The sequence below is a fragment of the Salinicola sp. RZ23 genome (assembly GCF_003206675.1).
GTDB lineage: Bacteria > Pseudomonadota > Gammaproteobacteria > Pseudomonadales > Halomonadaceae > Salinicola > Salinicola endophyticus.
On record NZ_PZJK01000004.1, the window covers coordinates 41,635 to 66,306 of the forward strand.

Here is a 24,672-nt window from a genome sequence, read left to right on the forward strand (position 1 = left end):
CTTTATTGTTATCGATCTTAAGTTTCGTTAGCTAGAAAAGCCCGTATCCAGCCGGAGGACTCAAAGTCTACTTTGCCGTCAAACATCGCCCTGCGACGCTTAGTAAACTTAGCCGAGCTGCTGAAAATGCTCACTCCTTGGCGTGCACACGCGGTCAATGAGCATATTATCATTTATTGACTAATAGCCGATCAATTAGTTTGCTAATTATAATTAGATGCTGCACGCCCTTCTTGAAGGCCAAAGCCACGATCGTCACCTCTCGAAACGCTCACGCAGCGCAACTTCGGTCAGGCGCCAGATGGCGTCGGCTGCCGTGCATTGATATTTCGAGACGACCGGTCTAAATTGGGCCGCATGCAGACGCCAACGACCCCCAGCAAACGCCGCGGGCGACCACCAAAGGTTCCCCGCGCCAACCCGGACACTCGGGACGCCCTGATTCGGTGTGGTATCGAAGTGCTCACCGAGCAGGGATTCGTCTCGACCGGGATCGACGGCGTGCTGAAACGGGTCGGCGTGCCAAAGGGGTCGTTCTATCACTACTTCGACAGCAAGGAGGCGTTCGGTCACGCCGTGTTGTCGCGATATGCCGATTATTTCGCGCGCAAGCTCGACCGCTGGCTGCTCTCTTCCGAACTGCCGCCCCTCGAAAGACTCCGCCGGTTCACCCAGGATGCCCAAGAGGGCATGGCGCGCCACCACTATCGGCGCGGCTGCCTGGTGGGCAATCTGGGCCAGGAGGTCACGCTGCTACCCGCCGGATTCGATGAACGGCTGGAAGCCATTCTTCAGGACTGGCAGCGCCGGGTCGCCGACTGCCTACAGCTGGCCCAGGCGCAGGGTGAACTGGCCGCCGATACGGATTGCGACACCCTGGCCGCTTTCTTCTGGATCGGTTGGGAAGGTGCCGTACAGCGAGCCCGCCTGACACGCGAGCCGACGCCTCTGGTGCTCTTCAGCCGGGAATTCTTCGCTCGGTTATCCCGCTGATATCGATCCGACGATCGTCCCCCCCCCCCTCTCCGACTCATCGTTCAATGCTCAGGAGGTTCACGTGTTCAACGCCATTCTCGTACAGCAGGCCGAAGCCGATCAGCGGAGTCACGCCGCGCTGACGCAGCTCGACACCGACTCACTTCCCCAGGGCGACGTCCTGGTTCGCGTCGAATGGAGCACGCTCAATTACAAGGATGCGCTGGCGATCACCGGTAAAGGGGCCGTCGTGCGCCGCTTCCCCATGGTGCCGGGCATCGATCTTGCCGGTGTCGTCGAGCAGAGTGAACATTCGGCATGGGCGCCGGGCGATCGCGTCCTGCTCAACGGCTGGGGCGTCGGCGAGGAGCACTGGGGCGGCCTGGCACAGCGCGCTCGGGTCAAAGGCGAGTGGCTTACCCGACTGCCCCCCTCTCTCAACACGCATCAGGCCATGGCCATCGGCACCGCCGGCTATACCGCCATGTTGAGCGTGCTGGCGCTGGAGCGCCATGGCCTGACGCCGGACTGCGGCGAGGTACTGGTGACCGGTGCCAACGGGGGCGTCGGCAGCTACGCCATCGCCATACTGGCAGCACGCGGCTACCGCGTTATCGCGGCCACCGGGCGCCCTCAAGAATCGGCCTTCCTGGAGCGCCTGGGCGCCGGCGAGATCATCGACCGCAGCGAGCTGTCAGGCCCCGGCAAGCCCCTGGCCAAGGCGCGGTGGTTTGCCGCCATCGACTCGGTAGGCAGCCATACTCTGGCCAACGTCTGCGCTCATACCCGCCCCGACGGCCTGGTCGCCGCTTGCGGCCTCGCCCAGGGCATGGACTTCCCCACCACTGTGGCCCCCTTCATCCTGCGCGGCGTCAGCCTGCTCGGGATCAACAGCGTCACCCGCCCCGCTGAGGAGCGTCAGCAAGCCTGGGCCCGGCTGGCCGAGGACATCGATCCCGCCCTGCTCGACGAGATCTCGCACGACATCCGCTTAGGCGACACGCTGGAGGCGGCCGAACGACTCCTGGCAGGGGAAATACGCGGCCGGCTCGTGGTAGACGTCAACGCCTGATTACACACTGGTTGACGAGACGATGACGAGAAAGCGATCAGCCGAGTCACACCAGTCTGAATGCAACTGCATATAGGGCAGGCCCATGGATCCAGCGCTGCCCACTCTCAGTGGAGCAGCATCTTGCGATCCAGCATGTGCTCGGTTCGCATCCCGGGTGAGCCCAATAGCGGGCTCCGTCTCAGACATGCCATTACGTCCTCGGCACTCGGCTGGTACAGCGCTTTGTCAGCAATCCCGTGAGGCACGAACTTGTAAGACTTTTCGCTATTCAAGACCGCAACAACAGGCACTCCCAAGGCACTCGCGATATGCATGGGCCCAGTGTCGGGTGTGATCAGCGTGATGACATGAGTCAGCGCCGCTGCAAAATCACGCAACGGCAGTAGCGGCAAGATCCGGCCCTGGGCGCCACAGGCCTTCGTCAACGCCGAGCGGTGCTGCTCCTCTTCAGGCCCCAACATGACGAGATAGCGCTCACGACTCTCGTTAAGCGACTCGAGCAGGGAAAGCCAGAAATTCAGTGGAAGCCGCTTGTCCAGGTGGCCACCGACAAAAAGACCAACGACCCCACCGCGCGTGGCGCTCGGCAAGAGAGTTTCCACATGGGTGGCCTCGTCTTTCGTCACGAGCATCCAAGGCAGCCGCTGACATGTCAGACCCAGGGCCCGGGCAATGTTTCCTGATAAATCATAAGCATGCCGGGTGGTGTCATCCAGCAACCAGTCATAGGTATGCTGTAAACGCCCAGGCTGACCGAGCAGCCGGTTGGCACCACATAGCTGCAGGAAAAGCCAACTGGTGAGGGAACCTTCTCCTACCTGTATTGCCAGATCGTATCGATTGCGGCGAAGCGCCAGAATCAATCTAATCAGTGCCCAGAGGCGCCAGGAAAAACTACGGCTGTGCGCGTAATAGCGCTTTAAAGGCATATGTTTGAACAGCTGGCTCGTGGTATCCGTACCCAGATAATCGATGGCGATATCCGGCCGGGACGACGCAAAGGCCTCGATCAACCGAGCCCCGATCACCGCGTTGCCCAGGCGAAAATTCGGCCTGACCAGCAGTACACGATGTACGTTCTGCAATGTCTCCGGCGAGACGGCCTGCGATTCTCGCGAAAAACGTGCCAGCAGGCTGTATGCCATCGATTTGCAGCGCCGCTCCAGGCGCTTGCCCAAGCGTCGCATCCCATCGTGACGTCTAACCTGGGTGAGAACGGCACTCATATCGAACTCCAGAGAGAGGTAAACGCCGCCTACCATCGCAGCCAAAGCTTAACGCAGCATTGTCGAAGCAGCATCAGAACGAGAGCGTGACCGTCGTTTCTACCGCAGAGCCCACGAGATGCCGTACCGTATCGGTGCTCGGCATCAATTCTCTTGCTGACACTCTCGAAAATCCAACGGCAGGCGTGTGCAGGGCTCTGTTAGCTCTCTATGTCGTTCTTTTTGTATCGTTCTTCTCTGTGTCGCTTTTCTCTGAATAGCTCTCATCCGTTCAGCTATATACGCCTCGCCTGTGAGTTCTCTTTTACGGAGCGATCCACTTGGAATTTCGTTTTCACGCAGGTGCTGGGCCCAGGCAATAGCCTACGCCGCGGACCGTGAGGATGGCATCTCGGTGGGTCATTTTTCGAAGCGCGTGAATGAATACCTGTATCGTGTTCGACTTGGCACAAAAGCCGGCACCATACAATATCTGTTCCAGCTGAGCTTTCGTGAACACGCGATAAGGTTGAGAGGCCAGTGCCTTCAGAATCAATAGTTCCTTGGCGGAGGGATGGATCGGATGCTCCTGCCACCTCACTTCCATCGTTGTCATGTCTATCCTCAAGCCGCAGGCAGAGATGACTCGACCCGGAGGTTTGTCGGAACGTCTACATTTGCAGCGCACCCGAGCAAGGACTTCCCTGGCATCGGTATCAGCCGTCAGGAAATCGTCCGCACCCGCGTCCAGAAACCGGGCCGCGTGTAATGAACTCATGGCATCGACAATGACGAGAATGGGGAGTTCTAGAAACTCTCGAAGATAACTCAGCGTCTTCAGGCTATCGCTGATATCAGCACCGCCGACCACAAGGATCAGGGCGTTGACATCGCCCGCTTCTACCGCCGGCATCGCCTGCTCGACGCGATGAAACAGCGTGACTCGTTGACAAAGCCGTGCCAGGCAGCGGCGCCACAGTTCAAGAGAGAGGGCACCTTCTCCATGAATCAAAAGATGCAATTCGATCACCCCGAAACCACGGATTGTTATGATTAAATATCAGCAAAACATCTAGATGACTAACCACAATGAAGCGACAGCCAGTTACTTCATCGAGATCATTATATTAAAAAAATCTTATTTTGAGTTCAACGACATCCCCACCACCTGTTATTAAAAATCATTCCCATATCTGGCGCCCGGCAGCTAGTCTTCTCCGCACATAATGTTTTCCTAAGACTGTCTGGGCAAGCTGACGGCAAAATCCAATGAGCGGCCTGCTTCACATGCATAGATTCCCTCTGCCTCGCTGGCTCATGGCTCCTCCCCGCGGAGACATGCTAGTCATCGCTCTCCTGTGGCTGTTGACGGTCACCAGCGCCCTCTCCCGCTCTTTCCTTCCCATCGATGAAACGCGCTACGTATCCGTCGCGTGGGAGATGTGGCACACCCACTCATTCTGGGTGCCGCACATGAATGGCGAAACTTACGCCGACAAGCCTCCGCTGCTGTTTTGGCTGATACATGCGGGTTGGGCCATTTTCGGCGTCACCGAGTGGTGGCCAAAGCTCATCGGACCACTGGCATCGCTGCTCGCATTGGGGCAGCTCTACCGCATCGCGAGGCAACTGGGGTACGCACAGACATCGGCGAGTCTGGCACCACTCGCACTCATGGCGATGCTGATGTGGAATCTCTACAGCGGCGCGCTGATGTTCGACATTCTGCTGACCGCCTGCTTACTGGGAGCCCTCAGCCCACTCGTCTCCGATCACTTCACCTTGCGCAAGGCACTGGTCAGTGGGATATGGCTGGGGCTGGCCCTGCTGGCCAAGGGGCCGGCGGTATTCGTCACGCTGCTGCCGATCGTGGCCAGCATACCCTGGTGGCGCTCGGCACCGCTCGGCGGAGCCGGCTGGCGCCGGCTAGCGCTCTCCCTGCTCATTGGCAGCGCCCTGCTCGCAAGCTGGGCGCTCTCCGCCGCCTGGCTGGGCGGCAGGGATTACGCCCAGGATCTGCTATGGGGTCAGAGCGTCAATCGACTACAGAACTCCATGGCTCATGCCCGCCCTTTCTGGTGGTACTTCCCGCTGTTGCCGCTGCTGACATTTCCGTGGCTGCTGTGGCGCCCCGCTTGGCCCTTGCGCCCACGTCAATCACGCCAGCGACTCTTCTGGATATGGATGATCACCCCCTTCGCCATTTTCTGCTTCATCAGTGGCAAACAGATTCATTACCTCATGCCTATGCTCCCGGCTTTGGCACTGCTCATCATGGATCGACTGGCCAGCAGCCCGACAGCGCCCAATACTGTCGTCCGAACGCGCCTCCCCTCGCTCGCCATCGCCGTTCTGGGCATCGTTGGCTGCGGCTTGAGTCTATTCGGCAAGGGGGCCGTGGGTCCGGATAACCTGTCGACAACGGGCGCCGTCGCACTCGTCCTACTGGCAGTGGGGATATGGCGACAGCGCTGGCCAGATGGCGCTTCTGCCGCACGCGGGCTCGCCGTGGGTACCGCTATCGCGATCTTTGTGGCGACCCAGTGGATGATGGGGCCATTCTGGAGTCGGTATGACGTGAGGGCCCCAGGCGAGCTGCTGGGAACACTGGAGTCGAGGCAACTGCCGGTGGCTTACAATGGTGGCGGCTACCAGGCGACGTTCCAGTTCGCGGGGCGGCTGACTCGCCCCCTGATGACCCTGGACAATGCCGCCGAGGCTCTGTGCCGATACCGTCTCGCCTATCCCGACGGTTGGCTGGTCACGCGCCATCGGGATATCGATCAACTCACCGTAGACGAGGGTGCCGTTCATCACTTCGACTATCGAAGCGGGCAGTTGGACATCCTTCCCATCAGCGCCATACGGCCCGAGGCATTCGATCCAGACTGCGTCGCCCCCGCTGACAGAGCAGAAAAGAAACATCCCATGGATTGATGAGCGAGCGTGCGGCGCCTTCGGCGAGGGCTGGTGTCGAAACCTTCGCCGATTCCGCGGGGCAATGCGGCGAAGAAGAACAACATGATCGACTCACCGGATAACAAGACGCGCCTTATCTCAGGGCGCGTATCTACTTACTTCACTAGACATCATCCATCGATAACCTTCACGAGATTTCGCTTTTTTCGGCAGTAGCGATCAGTTTGTCATAAGTCTTGTGACTCACACTGAAATGGCTCCCTAAAAAAGGGATGCCACCCACAGTGAGGACATCATGACTACACCATCACTATCCGCTGAACGTCGACCAAGCTGGACGAACAAGGTACCAGAAGTCACGCTGGTCTTCTGGCTCATCAAGATGATGTCGACGACCGTAGGAGAAACGGGCGCCGATTTTCTCAACTTCAATCTCGGCTTCGGGTTGACTGCCACCTCGATATTGACCGGGATACTGCTGGCCTTGTTCCTGGCAGCCCAGCTCAAGGCCAAACGTTATATCCCCTGGCTTTACTGGAGCAACGTGCTCTTGGTCAGCGTGTTCGGCACCTTGGTGACCGATAATCTGACTGATCAGCTACATGTTCCTCTGATAGATTCGACACTGGTCTTTTCGACACTACTAATCGCTGTCTTCATCGTCTGGAAACGAACCGAAAGAACGCTCTCCATACATTCGATCACGACCTTGCGGCGCGAACTGTTCTACTGGACTGCCATTCTCGTCACTTTCGCACTGGGCACCGCAGCCGGCGACCTGGTTGCCGAAGATTTTGGCCTCGGTTACCTGCATGCGCTGCTCCTGTTTGGCTCATTGATCGCGCTCACCGCGTTTTCCTGGATCTTCCTGAAGGCCAACGCCATTGTCGCTTTCTGGATCGCCTATATCTTGACCCGCCCGCTGGGTGCCTCTCTGGGCGACCTCCTGACGCAGCCTGGCACCAACGGTGGGCTTGGCCTGGGTAGCACGGGGACCAATGTCCTCTTCATGTGCACCATCATCGCCCTGGTCGGCTATCTTTCTCGACGGGAAAGGCGCGCAAGAGCGCTGGAAACGGCATCATGAGCTGAACGCAATTCTTTCCCGATCTCCCTGTCCCCAGCGACAGGCATACCATGCATCGAACCTGGGATCAGCCTACGGGTTGATCCCAGGTTCGAGGTTGAGAGCTCCTCATTTTCCATGGCAAGGCTATCCAGACCACACTGTCCAGACTCGCTACCCAAGCCACCCCACCGAATAACAGAATCGGCAAACAGCTACCGCCGCCGTGAACCAAAGCGGGATGAAGACGGCGGCGGCGAGATGGCTGACAGGGCGCTCGACGCGTTCGTCCGCCAGGCGACGAGTGATCTCAACTCGACTGCACTACGGCAGCAACGCCACCACCGGCGCAGGCGCTCATGACACGCCATCTTTCTGCTCCATACTTCACTTGCAAGGGGAGCCCAAGTCTTGCGCAGCCGTAAGCCAAAGTGCCGTTGCCTCGCTGGAGGTGACCCGGTGCGTGGACAGGCCAGAGGATTGACGCAGCAGCCTCCTGGCCAACACCCTACCGGCGTCGCGAGGAGACGGAGTGTCGCGCTCCAGCGCTACTACTCCCAGCAGACTATCTCGTTGCTGCCATCTCAATGAGGCGATCCAGAGCGGCTGAGGCGATGGCTGACAGGTACCCGTGAGCGTGAAGTCAGAGGGCCAGACGTACAGGACCAGGCGCCTGCGCGCCCTCCCCGGCATGGCGTAGGTAGCAATCAGCGACGGGGGCCGCCCCTCGTTGAGTCGCGGCAGCGCCGGCAGTGCCTTGTCGGGACTGGCGGGATTCAGCCAGTGCAGGGAACTCATCGCGGTCCAGGGAGTGTCGACCTGCCAACCGGCATCATTCAGACTTCGGCGCAGCGCCCCTAGCCCTCCCGCCCACTGCATGACCATGGGTTCTTCTCTGTCACCGCCCAGATCGATGCGACGCTGCGGCAATTGCTGATACCCACCCTTGGACCAGGAACTCCATGTCATCTGCTGGATGTCAGGTTGCGGGGTATAACGAGCACGATCAGCGGCCAAGTTCTGGTAGAGGTGATACGGCCACACCACGGCCAACGTCAGCAGAACCACCGCGAGCACTCCTCTTGCTTCGGCTGGTGGGGCATGGCGACGCTGATGACTGATCGCCAGCAGAATCACCCATGCCGTACCGATGGCCATCCCCGCGAGGACATCGGCCAGCCAATGCGCCCCAAGATAGAGGCGAGAGAGCGCGATCCACATGACGGTCATCATCGCCGCGCCGATCACCCAGCCACGCTGTCTTGCCGGCAAGCCTCGAGCGACGAGATAAGCCAGAAAGCCATACAGAACGGTATTGATGGTGGCGTGACCACTGGGAAAGGAAAAGGCTTCCCAACCGCTGTAAAGCCCGGCAGTAGGACGCGGCCAATGCACCATCGCCTTGATCACCGGCGTGAATAGCGCGGCTCCCCCTACCGCTGCCAACCAGTAGAGCGCCCCATGCCAAGCGCGGCGAAGCAATAGCCAAGCCGTCACTGCGATGGTGAGGCTGGTGGTCACGAAGCCATCTCCCAGCTCGGTGATCGCCAACATCACGGTGTCACTCCAGTGGGTCCGCAGCGCCTGCATCGCGTGAAAGACCGCCTGATTGGCCCTCACCAGCGGATCTCCCGCCATCAAGTTCTCAAGAAGAGCCGTAAACATCCATAGGCAGCCGAGCAGCATGGCAATCGCAGCGACCAGCATGAGCCCTTCACCGCTCAGGCTATTCATCAACCGATAGATGGTGCGCTGAAGTAACGTCGAACGCGGTCTGCACCACTCTGCCAGTCGCCCACTACCAGCTTTTAGCCACGTGACGCCGTGGGGCAGCAGCACTCGGCGCGTCGTCCACACGACAAGCCAGCTCAACAGCAATACAAGCCCCAGCATCAGCACCAGCCTGATCGCGACCTGGGCAATGACCTGCAGCGACGCCCCCAGCGCGACGCCGGCCAGCACGTGAGTAGCGGCCCACAAGACCGCCGAAGCAACGTTGAAGACGTAGAAACGCCCAGGCGACATCCCGCTCATGCCAGCGGTAAGAGGTACGAAAGCCCGCGGCCCCTGGATGAAACGTGCCAGAAACACCCCTTTACCCCCGTGGCGCTGGAAAAACACTTCGGCTCGCGCGAGCCAACGCGGGTAACGACTGAACGGCCAGTAGCCCGCGAGGCGGGCACCGTAGTGATGACCCAGCCAGAAGGAGATCCCGTCGCCGGTGATCGCTCCGAACAGGGCAGCGAGAATCAGCGGTGCACTCGCTAGCGCACCGGTGCTGACCAGGGCACTGATACCCACGATCAACATGGAACCCGGCACCAGGGTGCCGACGACCGGCAACGCCTCGGCCATGGCGGCCACACCGACCAGGGAGTAAGCCATCAGAGCATGCTGTGCGGCCAGTCGAGTGACCTCGGTAACGATGGCATCCAGCATCGGCGACTGCTCCGGAATCGAGGGCGTGAAACGTTCATGTCAATGGACACGCCACCCTGTCAGCACGACGTTAAGAGCGCCTTATGGCCTTGTTCGGATAGGCAAGAGTGCGCGAATCACCCGGCGCCAGACAGCAGGGAACTCATCGAGACCTTCAGCCCTCTGTGGGTAGCCTCTGATGGGATAACGGGTAGGAAATAGCTGGGATGTGCTGGAGCTCAACCACTGGAGGTCATGACGCCTTGGGGGAAGGCACCCATCCGGAGAGGATCGAGACCAAGAGCGTTTCATCGCTCATGAGGTCTGACAGCCAATATTACACAAACAGGAAGGGACTTTTACTGGATACCGCTAGCGAGAAGGAATAGCGCCAATCGCAAACTCACTTGTGAGCGATGGCTCCCCGAACAGGACTCGAACCTGTGACCCAATGATTAACAGTCAGTTGGGCAGTTCGGGAGCTAAAATCGCCCTGAATCAGCGACTTAGCGAAAAAGCTTCGGGCTATGTAGTGCGTGTCACGCCTACACTACATTGGCATGATAAATACTGTAGGGCGGATCCACACTTGTCAACCTCCAAATCTACTCTCTTCATCCGACTCTGACTTCAAAGGCTCCGGCGGCCATTGAGCGCTTTGCGCATCGCGTCGACACTCGGATGAACGTACTCCATCGTCGTGCGCATGCTGGAGTGGTCGAGAACCATCTGGGTCACACGAATATTACGGTCAGGATCCTCCATCAATTCGGTTCCAAGGGTGTGTCGGAAACGATGAGGGGTAACTCTCGCCCCACAGAAGCCTGACAAGCGCTTGAAGAAATGCTCGATCTGATTGATGTCCATCACATCTCTGCGATGGCGTTTCGAGAAGCGATTGACATTGAACAACTGATCCTCACGCCTGAAACCTTGCCTGTGAGCCTCTAAAAGCAGCTTGCCTATGTAGGGATACAACCCGTCAGCAATGGGTATGACCGACTCAGAGTAGGTTTTTGAGCCCTCCCACGACGTCACTATGATCATTCGCTTCAGATCGACATCCTTTGCCTTGACGTGCAACAGCTGGCTCAGACGCATTCCCGTATAGTAGAAAGTCTCGACAACCGCTTCCCAAAACCAGGCGGGATGCAGCTTAGACGCATCGTCCTGCGCGCATTCAAATCGCTTGCAGACATCCATCACCTCACGTACATACCTCATGGTAAGCGGCATTATCGTTTTTTTTGGCTTTCTAGGCTCCCTTACTCGCACTTTCACGAAAGGGTTATCCTCTCGCATAATCAACTGGTGCCTGATGCCGAAATTATAGAGGGCGGACAAATGTCTCACGTAGTTGTTCCAGCTCACCTCAACGATCCCAGCTGGGTTGTCACGCGTCCGTAGAATGGCCCCGCGCCACTCGCACACCATCTCTCGACTCACCATGCTTGGATAGCATTGTTTTCCAAAATAACGTCGAGCAGCTCGCACAGCCCCTGCGTAACTCGCAATCGACTTTTCCCGCAAGTGCGTATCGGCACAATAGCGGCTTAGCAGCTCCGCGAAGGACACATCAAACATCTTCCACCCTCCCCTCTTCTTTTTCGAGTGTCAGAACCCAATTATCAGGCGGCACCGCCTGTGTCAGCTCACGGGGACTTTTGAGCAGATACCCCATTAAGTACGTCGTTTTATTGGGACCTGCAACAACCACCTTTTGGATATTAACCCCATGGGTTTTGACATGATGACCCAACTTCTGAAATCCACTCTGGACCTCTTTCCAGCGCCTGGTACCACCAAGCTCAGCGCTGGCGAATCTTTTAAAAATGCCGGGACTTACCAGAAAATAGGTACCGGACACGGTGTGCACAACTGCATTGCTATCGTTGACGATAATAGACCGGCTTTCCAACCCCTGCTGGAGCCAGCCCCAAAACCGCTCACCCATTCCTTTCGCCTCGCCAACCTCCCCAGGGGCATCAGGCTCATCTTTATTATCCTGAACATCGAATGTCTCGAAATTCGATTCATCGCCAACTTCCACCTTGTTCTCGAACAGAGAGATAAGCTCGTCATCCAAAGCTGACTCGAGATCGACGCCCGCTTTTCCATCAGACCCACCTGCATCAGAAGAGTCTTTATTTTTCGCAGGCAATGGAGTATTTTCATCAGCACCCACTTCATTAGCCGCAACCTCATCATTTGAGACTGAAGCGGCATCAGCGTTAGATTCAGAACCAAGCGTATCGCAACCTTTCGTTTCAATTTTGCCTTTAAAGGGCTCTGGCTTTGTACCTGTTCCCCAGATCAATGTCGGCGAAATTCTGATCATGCTCAGTGACTGAGACCAATCCCCTTCAGAGACCTCGCACTTCCATACTGACTTTCCCTCACTCACTTCTTCAATCAAACCATGTGCTTGCAACTCCCCATACAACCGTCCAAGGTCGGCGGGTATACTTTTTACTCCTTGAGCATAGAGGTGGGCCTTAAGTTCGTTTATCGCCCTAGGAGATACCAACCAAAGCGCTTCCTTTGTGAGCCAGGCCACGCCCCCTCGTTGGTTAAGCTGAAACTGCTCCTTGACCATGTAGCGCAGCCCGTCAGCGAGCTTGCGTTGGAGCGATTCGACGGGCGCAGCGAGCGCCTGCAGTGGATCACCTCCCATCGCCTTTGAGACGCTAGCGCGATCCGCCTGGTGCACGATTTCCGCAATGATGCCGCCGCGGTCTGTGTGACCAGAGATGGTATAGGTGAGTAGCCCGAACAGGCGGGGCTGCGACAGGAGCCAGTCAAGCACGTGCGGGCCCAGCACTTGCTGACATAGGATCGGGTTTAGCGCGGCGTGCAGGTGGTAGTCTCGACCCGCCCGGTATCGAACTCTGTAAGGACCGGGAATCGGGCCGTGCCAGAGCTTCCAATTCCGTCCATCCTCTAGATGAATCTCGATATCGACGAGCGTCTTCGCCACGTCATGCATCAATGCGGCATAGATGATCGCCGCACTCCATAACTCTCCCGAAGAACTTTGATCTTCGGGCTTGCCCCCCGGAGGTAGCAGGTGACGCTGACGTAGCTTCAGCCCGTAGCACGCCATCTCTAACGCGTGATCGAGCATGCCTCCGGCGTAAGAGTGGTGATGAGACTCCGAGGCGGGAAGCTGCTGCACCAGCTCCGCATAGCGCTGAATCGGTGCAAGGATGTAGTCGTCGAAAGCCTCTTGGGTCAGCGATGTCGTGTCCCAGAGCATTTTGAGCATCTGCTGACGACGCGGTAAGGCGAGGAGTTCTGGTCCACTACGCGGGTACTCCAGCCCCTCCCCCTGCCCCTTCACCGAACGCGCGCGGCCCCACCAGCGAAGTCGCTCAAGCAGCATCGATTTCCCCTCACAGCCGAGTGTTCTCGCGATGAAGCCTTTTTGCTGCAGCAGTGAGAAGGAGAAATGTTAACTCGTCTCGACACGTATTCAGCGCTACATGGGTCACTGGGCTCTATAGACTCTTGCCAAGACCTAGCCAGCTGCTACTACAAGACTCGAAAGCAGCCAGCTCGCCGCGCGCACCGGGTCTGAGCACATCATGACCGACTACGTCTTTGGTCAGCAGCTCCTGTACTTGTATATCGTTCAGCCGACTTAACTATCGCACCAGCGACGCGGAGTGTGGTCAAACCACGGCCGACCTAGCGTCCTCGGTTAGCAAGGTAAACGAAGACCGGTTCAATATGCACTGTGACAGAACGCTCAACGCAGAGGCCTACCAGTACGTGTCTATCCAAAGTCGACCTCCCCATGAGTACTTCACGACCATCCCCGGTAGTACGTGTCGATCTCTACACTACCAACTGTTACATGTAGGATACTCACGGCATTCAGATCTGCATTTAAAATGCAGAATCTATTCCAACGCCGGGCCAAGAAGAATCTTTTGAGCACTAGGGAGTTCAAGCAAAAACGGCACATACCAAGGTTACGGTCAGCGGCAGATTCTAAGCCGACGGCAATGCATAAATCACCACAAGTGAAAAGCGAAAAAAGACAAAAAGCTGCAAGAAGAGAAAAACCTAGCCGCAGCCAACTCTACCTCGCTCAACAGCGGCCGCCTTTGATTGCACGCCACGGCGCAATCTCTGTGAAAGGATACGCCCCGGTGAAAGGTTCAATACCACCTAAAATAGTACGCAGAAAATTAGCTCGATTGAGGTGACAATGACATGCCCAGCGAAGTACTCTGCAGACGACCAATTCCGTTGACCCCCTTCCCTAATACAAACTTAAGTGCGATGAAAATGGCTCAATCTTCAAGCGTATCATTCCGCAGTTCCACTTAGTGCAAGTAGGAGCCGAAGCTGCTCATCATGTGCACTATCAATGTACCGGATAGAATTGAGAGGAGAGCCTCCTAGCTCCGCCCAGCCTACTACTGCCCAAGCACAACTCTGATACTCTGCAGCTCGCCCAAATCTCCGACGACACCAGAATAAGCTGCCACTAGACAGCATAATGCGTAGCGACTCACGCATGACATCGCGAGCGGCTTTATCGATTGCGGGATTTTACTCGGCCGAGTAGCTGTGACAACTAAGTCTTGAAAATCGAAGTCTGAGCACCGCCTCTGCAGTCCATTTGAGACAACGACTGCCCTTCCAGAGGTACCTCACACGTCAGCGCCGTGTAGGGGCAAATGCGTTTCATGAAACGAATAGCATATTTTTTTACGATGTATTTGCAGATACAAATATTCATTTTTAGAATGAAAGCCTGTGCTGAGGGCAAGGACTTTTTCGATGATCACTTTCAAGCAGCTCGACGCGATCTACTGGGTCAGTGAGCTGGGCAGTTTCGAAGCCGCAGCCAACAAGCTGCACACTACCCAGTCGGCGATCTCAAAACGCATACAGGAGCTCGAGGAAACGTTTGGCGTGGCGCTGTTCGACCGCAGCCGGCGTTCGGCGCGCCTGACCGATAAGGGAGCCGAGCTGCTGACGCTCTCGCGGGAACTGCTGGAGCGACGCGATCACCTGCTCGAGCGAATCAGCGACGAGTCGGTGATCCAGAGCCACTTTCGTATCGGCGTGACCGAACTCACCGGTCTGACCTGGCTTCCCCAAGTGATCGAGAGCATTCGCGGGCGCTTCCCTCGGCTCAACATCGAACCGTCCATCGAGCTCAGCAGTGATCTGTTCGCCAAGCTCGAACAAGACAAGCTGGACATGATCGTGGTGCCCGACGTGTTCTCGGATACGCGCTTCGTATCACAGCCATTGAAGAGCGTGGAGAACGCCTGGATGGCGGCACCCGGCACGGTGGCGGCGGACCATACCCTAACTCTGGCGGAACTCGCCGAGTTCACCGTGCTCTCCCAGGGCAGCCACTCCGGCACCGGCCTGATCTACGAGCGCTGGTTCTCCCAGCATGGAGTGCGGCTGCGCAACACCCTCGTCAGCGACTATCTGCTGGCACAGGTGGGCCTGACCCTGGCCGGAGTGGGCATCAGCTATCTACCCCGTCACTGTCTGCAGTTTCTGATAGACCGCAGGATGCTCCAGGTGCTGAACACCGCGCCCGGGCTGCCTCGCGTGCGGTATTGCGCGCTCTACCGCGCTGATCGCCAGGCCAATCTCAACGACGCGATCGTCGAGCTGACGAAACAGGCCTGCTGCTTCGACCAGCTCTATTTCAACGCTTACTGACGTCGTTGCTGGCGGATGCCCTCTTCAGGAGGCACCGTCGGCAGGATGCGGGGCGGCCACCGGCGACGCCGCCAGCTGCGTGTCCAGCAGGCGTTCGCTCTTCGCCACCAGCAGCGCGCCGATCACGTCCCCGGAAACGTTGAGCGTGGTGTGTCCCATGTCGACGATGCGATAGATGCCGGCGATCACGCCGACCAGCTCGAACGGCAGGTTCATCAGTTGCAGTATCAACGTACCCATGACGATTCCACCGCCGGGAATGCCCGGCGCCGCCATCGACAGGATGGTACCGATGAAGATCACGTTCACCATCTGCGACAGACTCAACGGAAGGTCGTAGAAGCCCGCGGCGAACACCACCAGCACCGATAGGTAGGCCGCCGCCCCCATCAGGTTGATCGTGGCGCCCAGCGGCAGCATGAACGAGCACAACCATTGCGGCACGCCGAGGCCCTGATTGGTGACCTTCATCGTCACCGGCAACGTGGCGTTGCTGCTGGTGGTCGACAGGGTCATCAGCCAGATCGGCACCATCTTGCGCACGAAGCGCGCATAGGATATCCGTGTGAACAGCACCAGCAGGATCGAGGCAACCACCCAGACCGCCAGCAGCGAGGCGTAGTCCGCCAGCACGAACTTGCCGATCTGGCCGAAGATATCAATGCCGTAGTTGGCGACCGCGTAGGCCATCAGGGCGAAGATGCCGAGCGGAGAGACGGCCATGATCATGTCGAGGATACGGAACGAGACAGCCGCGCCCTCGTCGAACAGTGCGCGCAGCCTGGCGGCACGCTCCCCCAGCATGACCATCGCCACACCGACCAGGATGGTAAACACGATCAACTGGATGACGTTGCCGCTGGCCATCGCCTCGACCGGATTGCTGGGAATCATCTTCAGCAGGAACTGGCCGATGTCCAGGCCCGCCGGCGCGGCACCGGCGGGGGCGCTCGCCGTGAGCTCGAGCCCGTGCCCCGGCTGGATGAGAGAGGCCACCGCAAGACCGATGGCGCCCGCAACAACAGTCATCACCGTATAGACGACCAGCGTCTTGCCGCCTACCCGCTTGAGTTGCTGGACATCGCCCATGTTGGCGATGCCGCCGGCAACCGAGAAGAAGATGATCGGCACGATGAGCATCTTGATTCCACTGATGAAGGCATCGCCCAATGGCTTGATCGCCAGGGAGAAATCAGCGAACAGCAAACCGCAAGCGATCCCCAGCACGAAACCGATGAAAATGCGCGCAGGAAGGCCCCGCGCTCCTCGTATGGCGATTCTCATAAGAACCTCGTTGTCATCATTGTGAATTGTTAGATCGTTGCCGCCAGAGGTAGCTGGAGTCAGCGCAGCGCCCGACACGCCTCCCCGAGCCGCCGACACCCTTCCTGGATCGCCGCTTCACCGATGGCGAAGGAGAGTCGGACATAGGGAGACAGGCCGTAGGCCCTGCCGCTAACCCCAGCCACGCCGACCGATTCGAGCCAGTAGAGCACCACGTCGTCGTCACTCTGGAGCCGCTGCCCCGTCGGCGTCTCTCGCCCGATCAGCCCCTCGACATCGAGATAGACGTAGAAGGCACCCGATGGTGCGAAAGCACTCACCCCGATCACCGACTGGAGCCCTTCCAGCATCAGCTGACGCCGTTCGGCGTAGCGAGTGGCCATCTCTCGCACCGGCGCCTGATCGCCGGCGAAGGCCGCCACCGCGGCGGCCTGGCTGAGAGAACTCGGGCAGGTCGTCGTCTGCGAGATCAGCTTGATGATCGCCCGGACCAGATCGCGCGGCCCGGCGCCGAAACCGATGCGCCAGCCGGTCATGGCGTAACCCTTGGAAGCGCCGTTGACGATCAGCGTGCGTGCCTTGAGATCCGGCGCGACGTTGACCAGAGAGAGATGGCGGGCCGGCGCATAGACGAAGTGCTCGTAGATCTCGTCGGAGATCACCTCGACCCGAGGATGTTCACGCAGCACAACGGCCAGCGCCTGAAGTTCCGCCTCGCTGTAGACCGCACCAGTGGGATTGGACGGCGTATTGAGCACCAGCCAGCGCGTTCTAGGGGTGATCGCCCCGGCCAGCGTCCTCGCGGTGAGCTTGAAGCCAGACGAAGCATCGCAGGCGACGATGCGCGGCACGCCTTCGTTGAGCGCGATGAGATCGGGATAGGAGACCCAATAGGGCGCTGGCACGATCACTTCGTCGCCGGGGTTCAGCGTCGCCGCCAGGGCGTGATAGAGGATGTGCTTGCCACCGGCACCGATCACCACTTCGTCGCGGGTGTAGTCGAGACCATTGTCACGTGCGAGCTTGTCGGCGACTGCCTGACGTAGCGCCGGCGTGCCCGCCGACGGCGTGTAGTGGGTATCGCCCGCTTTCAGCGCCGCGACCGCCGCTTCGGCGATGTGTGCCGGCGTGTCGAAGTCGGGTTCACCGATGGTGAAGTTGACGATGTCCCTGCCCTGTGCGCGCAGTTCGACGACACGGGCATTGGCTTCAACACTGGGTGACGGCTGGATGCGCGCCAGGCGATCGGCAAACGGCTGGCTCATGCGGACGCCCTGCCATAGTCGAGTCCCTGCGCCGACAGCACTGCGTCGAGCCAGCGCTGGTGGTGCGCACCGGTGGCGATCTCCTCCATGATGCCGGCCTCCTTGCGCGCGCTGGCGCGGGCCGCCGCGATCAGTGACTCCGCCTCCGCCTGTGGAAACGTGACCAGGCCATCCGCATCACCGACGACGATGTCGCCCGGATTGACTACCTGGCCACCGACCGAGACCGGCACGTTGAGCGCGCCGGGGCCGTGCTTGTACGGGCCGCGATGCACGGCGCCCCGGGCGTAGCACGGAAGGCTGTCGCCGGCGAACGCCTCGACGTCGCGAATGGCGCCGTCGACCACGAACCCCGCACAGCCGCGCTGCTGGGCGTAAAGCTTGATCAGTTCGCCGATCAGCGCGTTATCGAGATGTCCCCCGCCTTCGAGCACCAGGACATGCCCGGGACGGATCAGCGTCAGTGCCTGGTATACATAGAGGTTGTCACCGGGACGGCACCTGACCGTGAAAGCGGTGCCGACCAGCTTCTTACCATCGTGGAAGGACGTGAGCCCGCGGATGCCGCTCAAGCGGTCGAGATTGTCGCTCAGATGCGGTGTGACGATGTCCTGAAGCGCCTCGACGAGTGCGGGATCGGCCAGGTCGGGGACGCAGGGCGCTAGGGAGGGTGGGTTCATGTCAGACTCCAGGCTTGCGGTTTCGATCACGGTAAGCGGCGGTCACAGACTCAAAAAAGCGATATTTTTGTATCTTTAAACATTCTTTTTGAGAATATGTTGCTTGCACTGTCACGCGAACAGGTTGATGAACAGCGTAATGATCAGTGGATTGAAGATGTTGATGAACACCACGGTGATGATCGGCAATACGAACCAGGCCCGTGGGGCGGGCCCACGATCCTCGATGACCGCGGACATGTTCGCCAGCGCGTTGGGTGTCTGGCCCAGTCCCACACCGCAATGCCCCGCCGCCATCACGGCCGCATCGTAGTCACGTCCCATGCAGCGGAAGGTGACGACATAGGCGTAGAGCGCCATAACCGTCATCTGCGTCAGCAGAATGAGCACCATAGGTAGCGCCAGCCCGATCAACGCCGCGATATTGAGGCTCATGAGCGTGATCGACAGAAAGAGGTTGAGCGCAATGTCGCCGATCACATCGATCTCGGGCATGCGCAGAGGAAACTTGCCGGTATCGGCGAGGTTGCGTACCAGCGCGCCGCCGAACAGGCAACCGACGTAATAAGGGAACTGGATCCCGGTAAAATTGAGCAGCCAGGAAATCACGGTCCCGATGGCGGCGGCGATCAGAATGACTAGGGTCGAGCGGAAAAGCCCAGTGCCGGTCAATGGTGCCGGCACCTCCACCGGCCGGGCGGAATGGCGCTCCTTTCCCTCCGAGCGCAGGCCATGCCGATCGATCAGGCGTTTGGCAACGGGGCCACCGATGAGACTGCCCATCAGCAACCCGAAGGTCGCCGCGGCGATGCCGACCGTCGTCGCGCCAGCTGCACCGGCGGCTTCCAGCGTGGGCCCGAACGCTGCGCCCGAACCGACACCACCGGACATCGAGATGGAGCCCATGGCGACGCCCAGCAACTCATTGATGCCCAGCAATCGGCTCAATCCCACGCCAACGAGGTTCTGGATCACCAGAAAAGCCACCGCGATGACGGCGAGCAGCGCGCCCTGCCGGCCACTGGAGCGAATCAACGCGGCACTCACCGTGAACCCCACGCAGGTGAAGAACAGGTTCATGAAAAAATTCTGCAGGGTCTTGTCGAAATGCACCTCGACCCCGCCCCCTTGGGACATCGCAAACAACAGCACGCTGACGACAAGCCCGCCGATGACCGGTGCCGGAATGAAAAAGCGTCGAAGTACCACCACACGATGCTTCACCGACATTCCGAAAAAATAGACCACCGCCGCGACGCCCGCGGTCTGGATGACATCTAACGTAACGACCATTATCGCTCTCCTCTCGATTTTCGATTAACACGACTCCGGGTGATAGCCGTGCAGTCGAGCGAATTATCGGAGGAAAAATCACAGCAACGATACTGAACTTAAGTATTTGATTGTGCGAGATTTTTTTGAAAAAAGGCTCTATTATACACCGCCTTCTCTGTTTATTATGGCGAATTTTATTCTTATAAAAGCATGACTTTTATCGATGATAGCCACTCCACACCTCATAAACATTTGCAACGGTAGACCCCGAGCGAAATATTTATTGAATCACAGAAGCCCTCTAAGTAATCGACAAACTTTAAAATTCTTAGCCTGCCTGGAGACAGATCATCATTTATGAATAAGCGCGCATAGTGATTGCAGACCACTTCGGCACAAGACAATATATATCAATCATCAATTTCACGAATCGTATAGACTTACCTATTTATCCGCACACGCCTGAAAAACCATACTTTTTATAACGACACTGCCATGAAAATCAGAAATAAACTATTTATTTTTATTAGAATATTAACCTTCAGGATTTTCCGCCTGCCTCTGCCACTAAAAAGAATTACCGAACTCTAGCACAGCACAACAATGCCTTTCAGATTTCTCTGTTCAATTAAAACCATCAAGCCGCCTCGCTCTAGCTCATTGGTCATTGGTGACTTCGTCGATCAGATCACATTCCTACAAAGACGTAGAAACAATCCCCACAGGTGCAGCTGCAAGTAATATTTACGATCCAAACAACATGGAGGCAACCAACAATTAAAGCTAGCAGTTTAGATAGGGGACGCCCCCAGCTCTAACAAACCATCGCAGACATACGAGCAGCGTCGGTAACCTGTGTAATGGAGAAACCCTTCAAGACGCATCAAACAGGCTATTAGATGCTGACCACAAGGCTCACCAAACTGACCAAGAATTCAAGAAAACACCTTATTAGCAGTACATTTCGAACCCTCAAATCAAGCCTGATTGAGCAACCTCGCCAGGTGTTGGATTGCCCTGGACCGGTTATAGAAACAGTTCCCGCACCATATACTAGAGATCAGGTATCACCTTGCAACAAGGACGCCGCAATAGCTACTCGTTAGCATCATCGTGGATTAATGCGGCCCTAGCTGACTCTTTGGTAGAGTACACGACGGCCTGTCCCCCCAGTCAAACACTCCATCTTAACTTTCAAAATCTTGTTCTAAGCCTGGATATTCGAATTCTGCTTATGGCGTCCCACAGACCTAAAGCTGATAGAAAATGTAGTTGTGAAAGACAAATGGGACGAACAATTTCACAACAAAAAGCCTCTCTCTTTAATTTCTAAATCAAACATCTTGACAAAGCAGGCACGGCTCGTAGACCCTCATCAACACCCTTGGCGCTAGGCTTTGAAAAACATACAACCCGAGGGTGGTGCAGTCTCATGGCTTATCAAATCACACCACGGGATTCAAAGTCGTTTATCACCTCATTACAGAAACCTAGCTCCCTCAACAACTTCACGCTGTGCTCGCCCAAAGAAGGAACTCCGCCCATCTGCGGCGTATAGGCATTATTGCGACCAGGGGGAAGTAGCGCCGGCAATGGGCCTGCTGCGGAGGGCACCTCGACCCAGCGGTGGCGGGCCTCGAGCTGCGGGTGCTGCCACACGCCATGCATGTCGTTGACGTGGGCATTGGCGATTTTGGCTTGATCAAGTCGAGCGATGACCTGCTCGGCACTAAGTGCCGCGAAGGTCGTGCAGATTAGCGCGCGCAGTTCCGCACGATTGGCCGAGCGCTTGGCATTGCTGGAAAAGCGTGCATCGCCGGCCAGTGACACATCCTGCAGCACGACCTCACAGAAGGCCTGCCACTCGCGCTCATTCTGTAATCCCAGGATCACCGTCTCTCCATCCCCCGCCGGGAAGGGGCCATAGGGATAAATCGTCGAGTGGGAGGCGCCAGCGCGTGCTGGGGGCTGGGCGCCGTTATAGGCGTAGTACATCGGATAGCTCATCCATTCGGCTAAGCTCTCCAGCATAGAGACATCAATGTGGCTGCCCACACCACTCCGCTCTCGATGGATCAGTGCGGAGAGGACATTAGTGTAGGCGTACATGCCGGCCGCTATATCGGCGATAGAACACCCCGCTTTAGCCATGCCACCCTCACCGGGAAACCCCGTAGTGGATAGGAAACCAGCCTCGCTCTGGATCAGCAGATCGTATGCCTTCTTGTCCCGGTAGGGGCCATCACCACCGTACCCTGAAATGTCACAGACGATCAGCCGCGGAAAGCGTTCGTGGAGGGCCTCGAACGACAGGCCCAGCCGGGCAGAGGCACCAGGCGCAAGATTCTGGACCAGTACATCGGCGTCCTGAAGCAGCCGCTGCATGATATCGTCGGCTTCATCGGCCTTGACGTTCAGCGTCAGACTTTCCTTGGAGCGATTCGTCCAAACGAAATGTGACGCCAGTCCCTCGACGCGCTCGTCGTAGCCGCGAGCAAAGTCGCCGACTTCGGGTCTTTCCACCTTGATTACTCGAGCACCAAGGTCGGCCAATTGACGAGTACAGAAAGGAGCCGCGATGGCATGCTCCAGGCTGACGACCGTGATGCCGTCCAAAGGACGGGATGAGGATGAGCCTTGCATAGTCACTCCTTTTGTCAAGCATTGGCCGAAGAATCTAGGTATTAAGCTCCGCTATCTAGGGCCAACTTTCAGAGCTGCTCGATATTATTAAAAAACTCCCGCCGGCTAAGCCGGCAATTTCCCATTGAGAGCGCGATTGACGCCGACCCGAGAGACACACCGACGGGAGAAAACTCGACTCAGAAAAATCAAGTCATGCGATCAACTATTTCGATAATGGGAACCAACCCAGTTCGTCGCGTAGGCGCGCCCTGTCACTGGCCGGACCAAATATGCTGATATTCGTGGCTTAGTATGGGGTAGATGGTTTCCGTAAAGTTCGGCAGGTCCGCCAGCAAGGTCTTGCCCTCGGGGCTGGCGAGCGACGCGTTCAACGCTTCTTCGGAGCGGAACCAGAGTTCAGAAAAACCGTCGTAACCGAACTCGGGAAACTGTTCGCGGCTAACAAGGTTCACCGAATAACGCAACATGCCGGGCAACTGCTTGCAAAGATCCGCATGCACGGTTAGCCAGTGTTTCTCGAACGCCTCCTGTGACATGCCGGACTTTTTGACGACGAGCCCGAGACGTTTGACGCATTGATAAGACATGGTATTCCTCTCTCCGTGATGATGTTTTCGCCCCACCGCCATTGGCCGGCAATGGCCTGTCTGACGGGCTATCGGGGGCGACCTCGCGCAATGACTCAACGATCGGTAAGTGCCGAGCCCCTCTTCAAATCCTGCTGGCCGATGCCGGTGTTGCCTGCCTCCATTTCCCAGGATGTCGGATCCAGATCGAGTCTAGGGTGTTTCCTGACATCGAATATTGGCTGGTCGATGCCCTTTCGTACCTGGTCGTCATAATCCCTGAGGATTGCCAGGCCAGGCTTGAACAGCAAAATCAGAGCGACAAGGTTGGCGACCGCTAGCAGCCCCATGGTCACGTCGGCGAAGCCGAATACCGAACTCAGGTCGCGAGTTGCACTCCAGCCCACCAGTATCACCACGAACCCCCGATAGAGCGTCGTCAGCAAGCGATTGTTGGGGCTGAAGTAATACAGACTGTTCTCGCCTAGATAATAGTTGTAGAGAATTGAGCTGAAGACGAACAACAGCAGCGAAATGCTAACGAATGACCTGCCCCAGGCGCCGACATGCTCGGCCATCGCCGCCTGGGTAAGGGCCACGACACTCAGATCGCTGTCCATGCCGGGGGCATAGACCCCACTGAGAAGGATCAGAAAGGCGGTACAGGAACAGATAAGCAGGGTGTCGATGAAGACCGAGAAGGCCTGCACGATGCCCTGGTTGACCGGGTGGGGGACATAGGCCACCGCGGCCACGTTGGGAGCACTGCCCAGCCCCGCCTCGTTGGAGAAGAGCCCCCGCTTGAGCCCCATCATGATGGCAGCACCGATGCCGCCGCCCACCGCCGATTCGAGACCGAAGGCGCTATGGAAGATCAGTGCGATCACGCCGGGCAGCTTGTCGACGTTCATAACGAGCACGACCAGCGTCACCAGCAGGTAGCCCACAGCCATCACCGGCACCACTACGTCGGAGATACGGACGATGCGCTTGATACCACCAAAGATGATCAGTCCGACGATCACGGCGAGCGTGATGCCTGAGGCCAGGACCGGAAAGCCGAAGGCGTCTGCCAGGGAGGTGGCCGCAGCGTAGGACTGCACCCCGGTGAAGGCGAGGCCAAACGTGAGCAGCAGCAGCACAGCATAGACGTTTGCTAGCCACTTCCAGCGCCGACCGAGCCCTCGGGTGATGTAGTACGCCGGCCCGCCGCGGTAGGTGCCGTCACCCTCGGCTTGCTTGTAGGTCTGGGCGAGGGTGCACTCCAGGAAACTGGTGGCCATGCCCATCAGGCCGACCAGCCACATCCAGAAGATAGCCCCTGGCCCGCCCAAGGTAATCGCCACCGCGACACCAGCGATGTTGCCGCCGCCGACGCGGCCGGCGACGGACAGCACCAGCGCCTGGAAGGAGCTGAGGTGTCCGTTCTGTTCGCGCTTGAAGGCCTGGCCCGAGCCGAGCACGCGAAACATTCGACCGAAGTAGCGAAACTGGACGCCGCGAGAGGCGACAGTAAAGCCGATGCCGACGGCGACCAATAGCACCAGCAGCAGTTTGCCCCAAAGCAACTCGTTGAGCAGATCGAGCATGTGACATCTCCG

Annotated in this window: 17 protein-coding genes; 5 read left to right on the plus strand and 12 right to left on the minus strand. The window is 58.0% G+C overall.

Going from position 1 to position 24,672, the window contains the following annotated elements; translation table 11 throughout:
* The first annotated feature begins 459 nt into the window (after positions 1–459).
* Together DOM67_RS02990 and DOM67_RS02995 are read left to right on the plus strand one after the other, a co-directional pair.
* Positions 460–993 carry a TetR/AcrR family transcriptional regulator gene (locus DOM67_RS02990; protein ID WP_232825115.1) on the plus strand — a complete coding sequence of 178 codons (534 nt, stop codon included), beginning with the start codon at positions 460–462 and terminating at the stop codon, positions 991–993.
* A 64-nt stretch (positions 994–1,057) separates the two neighbouring features.
* Positions 1,058–2,047: an MDR family oxidoreductase gene (locus DOM67_RS02995; RefSeq protein WP_110674194.1), complete on the plus strand. Its 990-nt coding sequence runs from the start codon at positions 1,058–1,060 to the stop codon at positions 2,045–2,047.
* Between the two features lie 107 nt (positions 2,048–2,154).
* On the opposite strand, the gene DOM67_RS03000 is transcribed toward DOM67_RS02995, so the two are convergent.
* Together DOM67_RS03000 and DOM67_RS03005 are read right to left on the minus strand one after the other, a co-directional pair.
* Positions 2,155–3,276: a glycosyltransferase family 9 protein gene (locus DOM67_RS03000; RefSeq protein WP_110689400.1), complete on the minus strand. Its 1,122-nt coding sequence runs from the start codon at positions 3,274–3,276 to the stop codon at positions 2,155–2,157.
* A 334-nt stretch (positions 3,277–3,610) separates the two neighbouring features.
* Positions 3,611–4,285 carry a response regulator transcription factor gene (locus tag DOM67_RS03005; RefSeq protein WP_157958774.1) on the minus strand — a complete coding sequence of 225 codons (675 nt, stop codon included), beginning with the start codon at positions 4,283–4,285 and terminating at the stop codon, positions 3,611–3,613.
* Positions 4,286–4,593: 308 nt separating this feature from the next.
* On the opposite strand from DOM67_RS03005, the gene DOM67_RS03010 reads away from it, so the two are divergent.
* Complete coding sequence (locus DOM67_RS03010; RefSeq protein WP_157958775.1) at positions 4,594–6,192, plus strand: glycosyltransferase family 39 protein; 1,599 nt, start codon at positions 4,594–4,596, stop codon at positions 6,190–6,192.
* 277 nt (positions 6,193–6,469) lie between these two features.
* Complete coding sequence (locus DOM67_RS03015; protein WP_110674198.1) at positions 6,470–7,261, plus strand: hypothetical protein; 792 nt, start codon at positions 6,470–6,472, stop codon at positions 7,259–7,261.
* 366 nt (positions 7,262–7,627) lie between these two features.
* Here DOM67_RS03015 and DOM67_RS03020 read toward each other — a convergent pair whose 3' ends face one another.
* The 3 genes from DOM67_RS03020 to mobH form a co-directional block, all read right to left on the minus strand.
* The gene (locus tag DOM67_RS03020) at positions 7,628–9,679 is read right to left on the minus strand and encodes a bifunctional DedA family/phosphatase PAP2 family protein (protein WP_110674199.1); all 2,052 of its coding nucleotides are present in this window, start codon (positions 9,677–9,679) and stop codon (positions 7,628–7,630) included.
* A 609-nt stretch (positions 9,680–10,288) separates the two neighbouring features.
* Complete coding sequence (locus DOM67_RS03025) at positions 10,289–11,242, minus strand: site-specific integrase (RefSeq protein ID WP_110674200.1); 954 nt, start codon at positions 11,240–11,242, stop codon at positions 10,289–10,291.
* Positions 11,235–13,040 (minus strand): MobH family relaxase, encoded by a 1,806-nt coding sequence (gene mobH, locus DOM67_RS03030; protein WP_110674201.1) that lies wholly within the window; start codon positions 13,038–13,040, stop codon positions 11,235–11,237. The genes DOM67_RS03025 and mobH overlap by 8 nt, the downstream gene beginning before the upstream one ends.
* A 1,409-nt stretch (positions 13,041–14,449) precedes the next feature.
* On the opposite strand from mobH, the gene DOM67_RS03035 reads away from it, so the two are divergent.
* Positions 14,450–15,355 carry a LysR family transcriptional regulator gene (locus tag DOM67_RS03035; protein WP_110674202.1) on the plus strand — a complete coding sequence of 302 codons (906 nt, stop codon included), beginning with the start codon at positions 14,450–14,452 and terminating at the stop codon, positions 15,353–15,355.
* Positions 15,356–15,379: 24 nt separating this feature from the next.
* On the opposite strand, the gene DOM67_RS03040 is transcribed toward DOM67_RS03035, so the two are convergent.
* The 7 genes from DOM67_RS03040 to DOM67_RS03070 all read right to left on the minus strand — a co-directional run bounded on the left by DOM67_RS03040 (position 15,380) and on the right by DOM67_RS03070 (position 24,660).
* Positions 15,380–16,717 carry a dicarboxylate/amino acid:cation symporter gene (locus tag DOM67_RS03040; RefSeq protein WP_157958776.1) on the minus strand — a complete coding sequence of 446 codons (1,338 nt, stop codon included), beginning with the start codon at positions 16,715–16,717 and terminating at the stop codon, positions 15,380–15,382.
* The gene (locus tag DOM67_RS03045; protein WP_110674204.1) at positions 16,699–17,904 is read right to left on the minus strand and encodes a pyridoxal phosphate-dependent aminotransferase; all 1,206 of its coding nucleotides are present in this window, start codon (positions 17,902–17,904) and stop codon (positions 16,699–16,701) included. The genes DOM67_RS03040 and DOM67_RS03045 overlap by 19 nt, the downstream gene beginning before the upstream one ends.
* Complete coding sequence (locus tag DOM67_RS03050) at positions 17,901–18,584, minus strand: RraA family protein (protein WP_110674205.1); 684 nt, start codon at positions 18,582–18,584, stop codon at positions 17,901–17,903. The genes DOM67_RS03045 and DOM67_RS03050 overlap by 4 nt, the downstream gene beginning before the upstream one ends.
* A 111-nt stretch (positions 18,585–18,695) precedes the next feature.
* Entirely contained in the window at positions 18,696–19,877 is a 1,182-nt protein-coding gene (gltS, locus tag DOM67_RS03055) for a sodium/glutamate symporter (protein WP_110674206.1), read from the minus strand.
* 1,422 nt (positions 19,878–21,299) lie between these two features.
* Entirely contained in the window at positions 21,300–22,502 is a 1,203-nt protein-coding gene (locus tag DOM67_RS03060) for a CaiB/BaiF CoA-transferase family protein (protein WP_110674207.1), read from the minus strand.
* 254 nt (positions 22,503–22,756) lie between these two features.
* Positions 22,757–23,092 carry an EthD family reductase gene (locus DOM67_RS03065; protein WP_110674208.1) on the minus strand — a complete coding sequence of 112 codons (336 nt, stop codon included), beginning with the start codon at positions 23,090–23,092 and terminating at the stop codon, positions 22,757–22,759.
* Positions 23,093–23,187: 95 nt separating this feature from the next.
* Entirely contained in the window at positions 23,188–24,660 is a 1,473-nt protein-coding gene (locus tag DOM67_RS03070) for an alanine/glycine:cation symporter family protein (protein WP_110674209.1), read from the minus strand.
* Positions 24,661–24,672: the final 12 nt, after the last annotated feature.

Coding starts and splice junctions, on each gene's coding strand:
- DOM67_RS03045 (WP_110674204.1), bottom strand. CDS start 17,904: ATGAGCCAGCCGTTTGCCGATCGCCTGGCGCGCATCCAGCCGTCACCC.
- DOM67_RS03065 (WP_110674208.1), bottom strand. CDS start 23,092: ATGTCTTATCAATGCGTCAAACGTCTCGGGCTCGTCGTCAAAAAGTCC.
- gltS (WP_110674206.1), bottom strand. CDS start 19,877: ATGGTCGTTACGTTAGATGTCATCCAGACCGCGGGCGTCGCGGCGGTG.
- DOM67_RS03070 (WP_110674209.1), bottom strand. CDS start 24,660: ATGCTCGATCTGCTCAACGAGTTGCTTTGGGGCAAACTGCTGCTGGTG.
- DOM67_RS03025 (WP_110674200.1), bottom strand. CDS start 11,242: ATGTTTGATGTGTCCTTCGCGGAGCTGCTAAGCCGCTATTGTGCCGAT.
- mobH (WP_110674201.1), bottom strand. CDS start 13,040: ATGCTGCTTGAGCGACTTCGCTGGTGGGGCCGCGCGCGTTCGGTGAAG.
- DOM67_RS03000 (WP_110689400.1), bottom strand. CDS start 3,276: ATGAGTGCCGTTCTCACCCAGGTTAGACGTCACGATGGGATGCGACGC.
- DOM67_RS03015 (WP_110674198.1), top strand. CDS start 6,470: ATGACTACACCATCACTATCCGCTGAACGTCGACCAAGCTGGACGAAC.
- DOM67_RS03010 (WP_157958775.1), top strand. CDS start 4,594: ATGCTAGTCATCGCTCTCCTGTGGCTGTTGACGGTCACCAGCGCCCTC.
- DOM67_RS03060 (WP_110674207.1), bottom strand. CDS start 22,502: ATGCAAGGCTCATCCTCATCCCGTCCTTTGGACGGCATCACGGTCGTC.
- DOM67_RS03035 (WP_110674202.1), top strand. CDS start 14,450: ATGATCACTTTCAAGCAGCTCGACGCGATCTACTGGGTCAGTGAGCTG.
- DOM67_RS03020 (WP_110674199.1), bottom strand. CDS start 9,679: ATGCTGGATGCCATCGTTACCGAGGTCACTCGACTGGCCGCACAGCAT.
- DOM67_RS03050 (WP_110674205.1), bottom strand. CDS start 18,584: ATGAACCCACCCTCCCTAGCGCCCTGCGTCCCCGACCTGGCCGATCCC.